The 9,275-nt window shown below is 64.6% G+C and carries 9 protein-coding genes and 1 pseudogene; 4 read left to right on the top strand and 6 right to left on the bottom strand.

All coding sequences use genetic code 11. From position 1 onward, the window contains the following. On the bottom strand, positions 1–843 hold an 843-nt coding region (locus EN893_RS08580; RefSeq protein WP_164900765.1), incomplete at its 3' end, for a xanthine dehydrogenase family protein subunit M. Positions 844–1,127: 284 nt separating this feature from the next. Then, positions 1,128–2,021, bottom strand: coding sequence for a LysR family transcriptional regulator (locus EN893_RS08575; protein WP_127272499.1), 894 nt, complete (start codon positions 2,019–2,021; stop codon positions 1,128–1,130). Between the two features lie 100 nt (positions 2,022–2,121). On the opposite strand from EN893_RS08575, the gene EN893_RS08570 reads away from it, so the two are divergent. From EN893_RS08570 to EN893_RS08560, 3 genes are all read left to right on the top strand, one after another. Then, a complete protein-coding gene (locus EN893_RS08570; protein WP_127269409.1) occupies positions 2,122–2,880 on the top strand; it encodes an SDR family oxidoreductase in 759 nt (252 codons plus the stop codon). A 54-nt stretch (positions 2,881–2,934) separates the two neighbouring features. After that, positions 2,935–3,147, top strand: a complete 213-nt coding sequence (locus EN893_RS08565; protein WP_127269408.1) for a 4-oxalocrotonate tautomerase family protein — start codon at positions 2,935–2,937, stop codon at positions 3,145–3,147. Between the two features lie 344 nt (positions 3,148–3,491). Next, positions 3,492–5,048, top strand: coding sequence for a serine hydrolase (locus tag EN893_RS08560; RefSeq protein WP_127269407.1), 1,557 nt, complete (start codon positions 3,492–3,494; stop codon positions 5,046–5,048). 29 nt (positions 5,049–5,077) lie between these two features. Here EN893_RS08560 and EN893_RS08555 read toward each other — a convergent pair whose 3' ends face one another. Continuing rightward, positions 5,078–6,013, bottom strand: coding sequence for a hypothetical protein (locus EN893_RS08555; RefSeq protein WP_127269406.1), 936 nt, complete (start codon positions 6,011–6,013; stop codon positions 5,078–5,080). Positions 6,014–6,172: 159 nt separating this feature from the next. Between EN893_RS08555 and EN893_RS08550 the strand changes: the two genes are divergently transcribed. After that, the gene (locus tag EN893_RS08550) at positions 6,173–7,318 is read left to right on the top strand and encodes a KamA family radical SAM protein (RefSeq protein ID WP_127271998.1); all 1,146 of its coding nucleotides are present in this window, start codon (positions 6,173–6,175) and stop codon (positions 7,316–7,318) included. 314 nt (positions 7,319–7,632) lie between these two features. On the opposite strand, the gene EN893_RS08540 is transcribed toward EN893_RS08550, so the two are convergent. The 3 genes and pseudogenes from EN893_RS08540 to EN893_RS08530 all read right to left on the bottom strand — a co-directional run. Beyond that, positions 7,633–8,277 (bottom strand): 4'-phosphopantetheinyl transferase superfamily protein, encoded by a 645-nt coding sequence (locus EN893_RS08540; RefSeq protein WP_127272000.1) that lies wholly within the window; start codon positions 8,275–8,277, stop codon positions 7,633–7,635. Further along, positions 8,274–8,759 (bottom strand): GNAT family N-acetyltransferase, encoded by a 486-nt coding sequence (locus EN893_RS08535; RefSeq protein ID WP_127269338.1) that lies wholly within the window; start codon positions 8,757–8,759, stop codon positions 8,274–8,276. The genes EN893_RS08540 and EN893_RS08535 overlap by 4 nt, the downstream gene beginning before the upstream one ends. Next, a pseudogene (locus EN893_RS08530) lies at positions 8,756–9,275 on the bottom strand (peptide synthetase); the annotation flags it as partial. The pseudogene EN893_RS08530 and the gene EN893_RS08535, both read right to left, overlap by 4 nt.

Genomic DNA, 9,275 nt, shown 5'->3' with positions numbered 1-9,275 from the left:
TGTATAGGCTGATGTGGCGGCCCGCTGGGCCAGCACACCCGCAACTTTTCGTCTGAATTCGATGGTGCCGCGCTTGTCGTCGATGGGACGGCAGGCGCCCGCACAGACCTTGGCGAGCCGCTCCAGCGTCGCTTCGTCCAGCTTGGAGCCGATGAGCACCTCCGCCGCCTCTTCGACCAGAAGCACCGTCGCCGCCACGGCGCCCAGCGCCACGCGGGCCGATTTGACCACACCGTGCTCGTCGAGCGTCAGGTTCACGCCGGCACTGACCACCGCGATGTCCATCTCGGTGCGTGGAATGAAACGCAGATAGGCATCGCCAGAGCGCGGCTCGCGCTTGTCGAGTAGGATCGCCTCGATGATCTCGCCTTTGGCCAGCGACGTCTTGCCCGGCGCGGTCGGCACGCTCTGCACGGGAATCGTGCGCCGGCCCGCCGGCCCGACGACCACTGCCTTGGCGCCGGCGGCAACCAGCGCCGGCACGCTGTCGGCGGCCGGCGAGGCGTTGCAGAGATTGCCCACGATGGTGCAGCGTCCCTGCACCTGCTTCGAGCCGATCAGCTTGGCCGCCTCGACGACACCAGGCCATGCCTTCTTGAGGGCGGTGTTCTCTCCCAGGACGGCGCAGGGAACCGCGGCGCCGATGCTGAAGCCTTCAGCAGTTTCCCGGATCTCGCTCAAGCCATCGATCGCCTTGATGTCGACGATCAGCTCTGGTTCGGCAAAGCCGCCCTTCATCCTGACCAGGAGGTCGCTGCCTCCCGCGAGGATGGCGGCCGTACCAGCCGACCCGGCCAAGTGGCCAACGGCATCTTCTATTGAAAGCGGACGTATGTAGCGCATCGTCTCCCCTTGGTCATCGCGATTTCAGCGACCGTTATAAACAGTCTCCTCATAATGGCTATCCGGTTCCTCAACTGCGGCGATTAGGCCAGGCGCCGCAATATCCAGTCCAACAGACGGAAAGTGGCGCGCTGAATGGCAGCAACCGGCTTTGGGATGATTTTCGTGAAACTTCGGCTATGGATCAAGTGCGCTCATTCGCCCTTGTCCGCCTTTGGACCGGAACGGCCTCAGCCCGTGACGCGCTTTCCCGGAAAACTGTTCACATTTTTCCTGGAATTGCCCTAGAGATCGGCCTCGGCGAAGATGCGCGAGGCCCAGTCGAGGAAGACGCGCAGGCGTGGCGAGAGCTGACGGTTCTGCGGGTAGAGCGCCGACAGCGGTGTCGGCGATGGCGGATAGTCGGCCAGCACCTCGACGAGCGTCCCATCCGCCAGATCCTTCTCGAAGCGATAGCGCGGTGCCTGGATGAGGCCGAGGCCAAGCCGCGCCAGATCGGCGGCGGTGTCGGAATTGTTGGCGGCGACGCGGCATGGCAGCCGCACCTCACGGATACTGCCGGCGACGGTGAATTCGAACGGAAGGGTCTCGCCGGTGCGCGACGAAACAAAGCCCACCGCCTGGTGACCGTCGAGCGCATCGGGGGAGACGGGCGTGCCGTGGCGCTCGAGATAGGCAGGGCTGGCGCAGGTGATCTCGCGGATGACAGCCAGCCGCCGCATGATCATGCCGCTGTCGGGCGGCTCGCCGACGCGGATGACGCAGTCGACGCCTTCGCGCACGAGATCGACCAGCCGGTCGCTTTGGCCGATCTGCAGGTCGATCCTGACATAGCGGGCGAGGAACTCCGGCAGGCGCGGCAACAGGAATGTGCGGGTGAGCAGCGTGCTGGCGTCGATGCGCAGCAGGCCGAAAGGCTCGGCATTGCGAAAGGCGGCCTCGGCATCCTCGATCTCGGCCAGGATCGACAGGCAGCGCCGATAGTAGGCTTCGCCGTCCTGCGTGGCGTTCACCTGCCGCGTCGTTCGTTCCAGAAGCCGCGCGCCGAGATGCTCTTCCAGCCGCCGGATCGCTTCCGTCGCGGTTGAACGCGGCAGGCCGAGATCGGCCGCGGCAGCGGTAAAGCTGCGCCGCTCCAGAACGCGAACGAAGAGCCGCATCGTGTCCAGTCGATCCATGGCCCTTGTTCGCAATTTCCGAATAGTGATGTCAATAGATGGCTGATTATACGGAAAGCGGGTCGGCCTATATCCGTGTCACCAACACGGAGAGACTTCCATGACATCCAATCAAACAAGTACGGGTGGCCAAACCAGAACCGCGATCGTGACCGGCGCCTCCAAAGGCATCGGCGCCGCCATCGCACAGCGGCTCGCCCGCGATGGCGTCGCCGTCGTCCTCAATTATGCACGGGGCCGCGCCGAGGCCGAAGAGCTTGTGCGCAGCATCGAAGCCGGCGGCGGCAAGGCAATCGCCGTTCAGGCCGATATCGCCGATCCGAATGGGATCGCAGCGCTGTTCGACGCCGGCGAGAAGGCGTTCGGCGGCATCGACATCCTCGTCAACAATGCCGGCGTCATGAAGATTTCGCCGATGGCGCAGACCGACGACGCTTCGTTCGACACGCAGATCGCGATCAATCTCGGCGGCGTGTTCCGCGGCATGCGGGAAGGCGCGCGCCGGCTTCGCGACGGCGGCCGCATCGTCAATTTTTCCAGCAGCGTCGTCGGCCTCTACCAGCCGGGCTACGGCGTCTACGCCGCCACCAAGGCGGGTGTCGAGGCGATGACCCACATCCTGGCCAAGGAGCTTGGCGCGCGCCGCATCACAGTTAACGCAGTAGCGCCCGGGCCGATCGAAACCGCGCTGTTCACGGACGGCAAGAGCGAGGCGCAGATCGAGGCCATCGGCAAGATGATCCCGCTCGGCCGGCTTGGCCAGCCCGACGACATTGCCGGGCTGGTCTCGTTCCTGGCCGGGCCGGACAGCTTCTGGGTCAACGGACAAATCATCCGCGCCAATGGCGGCGTCGTCTGAGCCGTCGCCGACCGCTCCACGCCGAACCTCAAATTCCACAGAAAGGAAAAGATCATGCCATTCGCCAACATCAAGTTACCGCAAGCGGCGCTCTCCAGGGCGCAGAAGGAAGACCTCATCCATCGAACGACAGCCATGTTCGTCGACTTTTTCGGCGAGGGTGTGCGCCCCTTCACGATGGTGCTGGTGGAGGAGGTCGCCGACGGCGGCTATGGCCGGGCCGACGAAGTGTTCGTCGTGCCGGAAGTTTTTCGCGCAAAGGAGTAGTGCCGGGCCGTTCCCGGGCGAGCCACGGGTCTCGCCCGTCCTTCGGGTCCCACAAGTGGGGAGATCGGCAGCATCACCCCCTTCCGCTTCTCCACCTCGGCCTTCCTCAGCAGGAACCGCTGAATCTTGCCGCTGGGTGTCTTCGGCAACTCGCTCGTTGACCGCCGGATGTTCGATCAGCGCGCTTTCGACGTCGATGCGGTAGCCCGGCAGAGGTGATGGCGTCGTCGGCGCGGCCGATCAGGAGATCGACCGTCCGGTTGCGCGAATGGCCCGAGAAGGGCTGGCCTCACCCGTGCGGCCCTGTATCATGGCCTTGTGAATGCTTGGGAGGAGGCTTGTGCATGCGGCTGAATCGGAATCTCTGTCATTGGAGGGTTTGGGTCTTCATCGCCGCAATGGTGCTTTGGCCGCACGCGGCGCCGGCCGATACCCTCACGCCCGAGCGCATCACTGCTGCCCTGTCGAAGCTCGAAGCGCTTGCCGAAGCCGCCGTAGCGGACGGTGCTGTACCCGGTCTCGCCATCGGCGTCGTGCGCGATGACGAGGTGATCTTCCTCAAGGGTTTTGGGCATCGCGAGGCCGGCAAGCCAGAGACCGTCGACGCCGACACGGTGTTCCAGATCGCCTCCCTTTCCAAACCGGTTTCCGCCACCGTCGTAGCGGCGTTGGTTAGCGACAGGATCGTGTCCTGGGATTCGAAGATCGCCGATCTCGATCCGGCCTTCCGGTTGGCCGATCCTTATCCGGCGAGCCAACTCACCGTTCGTGACCTGTTTTCGCATCGCAGCGGGCTTCCAGGCACCGCCGGAGACGACCTCGAAGGTATTGGCTACGACCGCGTCGAGATCGTGCATCGCCTGCGGTTCGTGCCACCATCGTCGAGCTTTCGCGCCGGGTATGCCTACAGCAATTTCGGATTGACAGAGGGTGCCATGGCAGCCGCGACACCGACAGGAAAGCCCTGGGAGGAGGTCGCCGAGGAGAAGCTCTACCGTCCGCTTGGCATGGCCTCGACCAGTTCCCGTCATTCGGACTTCGTCAAGCAAAGCAACCGTGCTGCGCTTCACGTCAAGGTCGATGGCGCCTGGGCCGCGAAGATAGAGCGCGATCCGGATGCGCAGGCGCCCGCCGGCGGCGTCAGCTCCACGGCACGTGACCTCTCGCAATGGCTGCGCCTCATCCTCGGCAACGGCGTTTATGCCGGCAAGACACTGATTGCCGCCGATGCGCTAAGCCAGACGCATGTTCCGCTGATAGCGCGCGGCAACAACCCCGTCTCCGGCGGCGCATCGTTCTACGGCCTCGGCTGGAACGTCGAATTCGGCCGACACGGCCTGAGCTGGGGCCACGCCGGCGCCTTCAGTGTCGGGGCGCGTACCCTGGTGACAGTCTTCCCAAAGGAGAAGCTGGGCATCGTCATCGTCGCCAACGCCTTTCCGACTGGCCTGCCGGAGGGATTGTCCGACAGCTTCGCCGATCTCGTCTTCGACGGTAACGTCGAGAAGGACTGGGTCAAGGCGTGGAATGATATCTATGCGGGCCTGTTCGGTCCGGCGGTCGCGGCGGCCAAGGCCGCCTATGCCGCGCCGCCGTCTCCGCCACGGCCAGCCGGGCCGGACAGCGTCTATGCCGGCCGGTACGCCAACGACTTCATCGGCGATGCGATTGTGTCGGAAGCGGGAGACCACCTTGTGCTCAGGGTAGGCCCGGCCGCCGGCCGGTCCTACTCATTGAGGCATTTCGACGGTGACCTTTTCCTGACCTTCCCCGACGCGGAGACGCCGGACAGCCCCTCGGGCGTAAGTTTTGTGGTCGGCGCTGACGGCAAGGCGTCGGCCATGACCGTAGGTTTTCTCGACGACAATCATCTCGGCACGCTGCAACGTGTGGGGGACTGACTTCCAAATCGAACGGTGCGGCCGGGAGTTCAGGATGCCGGGCCGTACCGGAGCAGTTTGAAGCAATCGCCGTTGCCCGATTTCGTCTGCGCCAGCAAGGGCTTCGACCTGTCTATCCATTCCTGATGTGACTTCGCATCGGCCTCGATCGCATCGACCGGTGCAAGACTGACAAAGCTGCGTCCGTGGCTGAGAAGCCAGCACGCACGGCCGAGAAATCGCCTGCTGCGCTGGCGCAAGAGGTCGGCATCGTAGAAGATGTCGAGCACCTCGTGCTTGATCTTGCGCTGCGTTTCAGGATTGGCGATCGCAACCTCAATCGGCTCGCCGCCGATCGCATCCTGCAGGTCCTTGTAGTCGAGGGTGAGTTGGGTGATGGCATATTTGATCTCGCTCTCGTCGCGCACGATGTCGAACCATAGCGTCGGATCGAGCTCGTTGACGACGAACGACGACTCGAAATCGCGCGACAGGTTGAGGATGTCGAAGTCCCGGATGTCGACGTCGCGCTCAACCAGCAGGATTTCGCGGACCTGCTTGCCAAGCTCCGCTCCCTGCGCGCCGATGGCGGCGTTGGTTCCACCAAGTTCGGGACTAATATAGGCCCCGCCGTCATCCAGCAGCGCGTCGAATTCGCCAAGTGACTCGACGAGGGGAGCGCCGCGAGCGATGCGCGCCGCCAGCTTGGCCAGAACCTGCTGAAGATCCGCTTCGCGTCTGCGCTGGTCTTGGTAATTCTGCTGGAAAAAGAAGATGAACAGGGACACGCCGATGCCGATCAGGATCACGCCCAACTGCGAGAAGATGTTGCGGTGGTATTCCAGCAGCTTTTCGCGATGGCGCACGTCGTCGCGCACACTGTGGGCGACGCGCAAATTGACGATCAGCGACAGGATGAGCAGCCCAGTACCGACGAGGATGAGGCCGCCGATGAGCAGGTAACCATGGCCTGTGCTGAAATCCATTCCTTTTCCCTGAAGCCCAGACTGCGCAGAATAGTGCCATTTTGGCTAAATACCTACGGATTTGCAGGCGGTGGATTTGATGGCGGCGGCCACCCCGGAAGGTTGACCCGCCTGGCCATCCGGCCGATAGCTCCGCCAGAAACTGTCCTGAGAACCCTGATGACTTCAGACACCAACCTCCACGATGCACCCGCCGTCGGCCCTGACACCGACTGGCAGGCGGACGTCCGCGCCGGCGTGCGCCACGTGCGCGATCTGGCGTCCCTCCCGCTGTCCCCAGCCGAGCGCGCGGCCGCCCAAGCCGCGGCGGTGAAGCACAAGGTGCGCGCGCCCAAAGCCTATCTCGACCTGATCGACTGGAGCGACCCGGCCGATCCGATCCGGGCGCAGGTCATCCCGTCTCCGCAGGAACTTGAGGAAGCGGAGGGCGAGCTCGACGATCCGATCGCCGATCATGACTTCAGCCCGGTGCCGCGATTGACGCACCGTCATGCCGACCGGGTGCTGCTGTTCCCGACCTATCAATGCGCGGTCTATTGCCGGTTCTGCTTCCGCAAGGAATCGCTGACCTCGATCGGTCGTGGCTATACGCACGAGGCGCTGGAGCCGGCGCTGGCCTATATCGCCGAGCATCCCGAAATCCGTGAGGTGATCCTGACCGGCGGCGATCCGCTGTCGCTGCCCGACAAGGCACTGGCCGAAATCTCCGCGCGCATCGAAGCGATCCCCCATGTGCGGCTGCTGCGCATCCATACGCGCGTGCCGGTGGTGCTGCCGTCGCGCATTACATCAGGGCTCGTCGCGACGCTGCAGGGCCGGCTGATGGTCACCGTCGTCACCCATTTCAATCACGCGCGTGAAATCACCGGCGCTACCGAGGTGGCCTGCCGCACGCTTCGGCGAGCCGGGTTCGTGCTGCTCAACCAGAGCGTTCTGCTCAAAGGCGTCAACGACAGCATCGAGGCGCTGGAGGAGCTCTGCCGCGAGCTGATGTACCGCCTCGGCGTCAAACCCTATTACCTGCACCATGGCGACCTCGCGCGCGGCATGGCGCACCGGCGCACGACGATCGCGCAGGGACAGGCGCTGACCGAAGCGCTGCGGGCGCGGCTGTCGGGCATCTGCAACCCCGTCTATGTGCTCGACCTGCCGGAAGGCGGCGGCAAGGTGCCGATCGGGCCCTGTCATGTCGAGGGCAGGCAGGGGGAGAGCTGGCGGCTGCGCGGGCTCGATGGCGAAGTGCGGGAATATAGGGAGATCGTTGGCGCGCAAGAGGAACAGTCTTCGAAGATTCCAGGCTCGTGACGCCAGGATCCACCCGGATAATCCTACAGCGTCACAGCGACCGTTCGTAATGGCCAGCGTCTGCGCCGCCCCTCACCTGCCTGCCGGCATCCTCTCCCCGTATAGTGACGGGGAGAGGGGTGCTGTCATCGGCGATTTCGCCAATCTCCAGCGTTGCGGGAAGAATGCCGGCGTCGCGGCCAGCCCCTCTCTCCCCGTCACTATACGGGGAGAGATGTCCGGCAGGACAGTGAGGGGCAGCGCCAACGTCAACGATTGCCGCGTTCGGCTAGGAACTCATGACGCCGTAGCGCAGCAGAATAAGCGCGCCGACCTCAAACCCCATCTCCATCGACAAACGCCAGCACCACCACGCGCGGGGCAGCGCAGTAAACGAGCCTGGCCTTGCGGCCGGTCTTCGTCGTCGCCTGGCCTGCGTTCAGGTCGACGGTGATGTCCTCATAGCCCAGCACCTCGCGATCGAGCGGATAGACGGCCTTGTAGACGGCTTCCTTGGCGGCAAAGAGGATGCGGCCGGCAAGATGCCGGTCGGCTGCGTCCGTGCGGTCCGCGGGCGTTGTCACGAGGGCCAAAGTATCATCCGGGAGAGGCTGCGCGGGCTCGACGTCGATGCCGAGCGAGGCGATATCGCCAATCGGGGCAACCGCCGCCACGGCCATGTCGTCGTCGTGCGCGAGCGAACCGGTTATCCCGTCGGGCCAGACCGGCGCGCCGGTTGGCGTGCGCAGGATGGCGACGTCGCCGACGCCAAGCTCCGCCAGCAGTCCGTGCGCGATCCACCGGGCCGCGCCGCTGGCGCGCCGCATGCCGGGCTGGCGCGCGGGGAGGGAATGCGCTTCCCCGGGCAGCAGATGGGCCTCGTCGCCGTCGCGGATCATGCGACATCCGATCCGGACTCCCGATGGTGCGATGGCGGCGATCGCTTCGGCCAAGGCGATTTCCTCGGGCAGCCGCGTCACGGCTCGTGCGTCCGTGCCGGCAAAGCGAGATCGGCGATCATTTCGCCGTCCTCGTCGAGCCCTTCTTCGACGAAACCGGCGCTGCGATAGAGGTTTCGCGCCGCATCGTTCTCCGGTTCGTAGCAGATCGAGACGTGGCTGATGTGGCCGAGCCCCTGGATTTCGTCCAGCACTTCGCGCAGCGCGGCCTTGCCGTAACCTTTGCCTTGAGAAGCGCGGTCGATCATGAAGCGGTAGATGCGCGCCTCGTCGTCATCCTCGGGCGCCTCGTACATCAGGAAACCGACGACACGGGTCCCAGCCATGACGACGCGTGGCCGCGCGTCTGCGTCGGTTTCGGCTTCTTCCAGCGAGTCCGCATTGCCGGCGACGAAATCCCTCTGCTCCGGCGCCAGTTCCAGGGCCGTGACCAGGGCACGGTTGGCCTCGGTCACGGCAACGAGACGGATGTCTCCGGTGTTCAAGCCGATGCCCTTCTTCAAGCCGATGCCCTGGCCGATACCTTGGAGCCATCGTCGGTGATCGGCTCGACGAAGCGGTGCAGCTTGGCCGGATTGCCCCTCCATATGGAGTTGGGCTCCAGCTCTTCGCCCTTCATGACGAAGGAGTCGACATCGACCACCGAGCCTTCGCCCATCACGACGCCGTAGTGGACAAAGGCTGAAGGTCCGAGCGTGCAGCCCTTGCCGATGCGGATGAAGTCGGACTTGAAAGCGCCTTCCTCCAGCGAATGGGCCTGGATGACGCAGCCCTCGTTGAGGGTGGCGTCGTCGCCGATCTCTACCAGCGAGCGTTCGGTGAGGTTGCTGCCGCCGTCATAGACCCGTTTGCCAACCTTGACGCCCAGCATGCGCAGGATCATCGGCCGGAACGGCGTGCCGGCGAACAGGCGCACGATCGGCGAATCCGCCAGCTTCCAGTGGCGCTCGTGGCGCCAGAAGGCGACGTCGTAGATCGTCGTCATCTGCGGCTTCAGCCGGCCGAAACCAAGGCTCGCC

It is taken from the genome of Mesorhizobium sp. M7A.F.Ca.CA.004.04.2.1, from assembly GCF_004022825.1.
In the GTDB taxonomy this organism is placed as follows: domain Bacteria; phylum Pseudomonadota; class Alphaproteobacteria; order Rhizobiales; family Rhizobiaceae; genus Mesorhizobium.
Note: the sequence above shows the minus strand (reverse complement) of the source record. Positions and strands in the feature narration are given on the sequence as shown.

Excerpts from the sequence above, each read along its gene's own strand:
- EN893_RS08575 (WP_127272499.1), bottom strand. The coding sequence starts at position 2,021 with ATGGATCGACTGGACACGATGCGGCTCTTCGTTCGCGTTCTGGAGCGG.
- EN893_RS08570 (WP_127269409.1), top strand. The coding sequence starts at position 2,122 with ATGACATCCAATCAAACAAGTACGGGTGGCCAAACCAGAACCGCGATC.
- EN893_RS08565 (WP_127269408.1), top strand. The coding sequence starts at position 2,935 with ATGCCATTCGCCAACATCAAGTTACCGCAAGCGGCGCTCTCCAGGGCG.
- EN893_RS08560 (WP_127269407.1), top strand. The coding sequence starts at position 3,492 with ATGCGGCTGAATCGGAATCTCTGTCATTGGAGGGTTTGGGTCTTCATC.
- EN893_RS08555 (WP_127269406.1), bottom strand. The coding sequence starts at position 6,013 with ATGGATTTCAGCACAGGCCATGGTTACCTGCTCATCGGCGGCCTCATC.
- EN893_RS08550 (WP_127271998.1), top strand. The coding sequence starts at position 6,173 with ATGACTTCAGACACCAACCTCCACGATGCACCCGCCGTCGGCCCTGAC.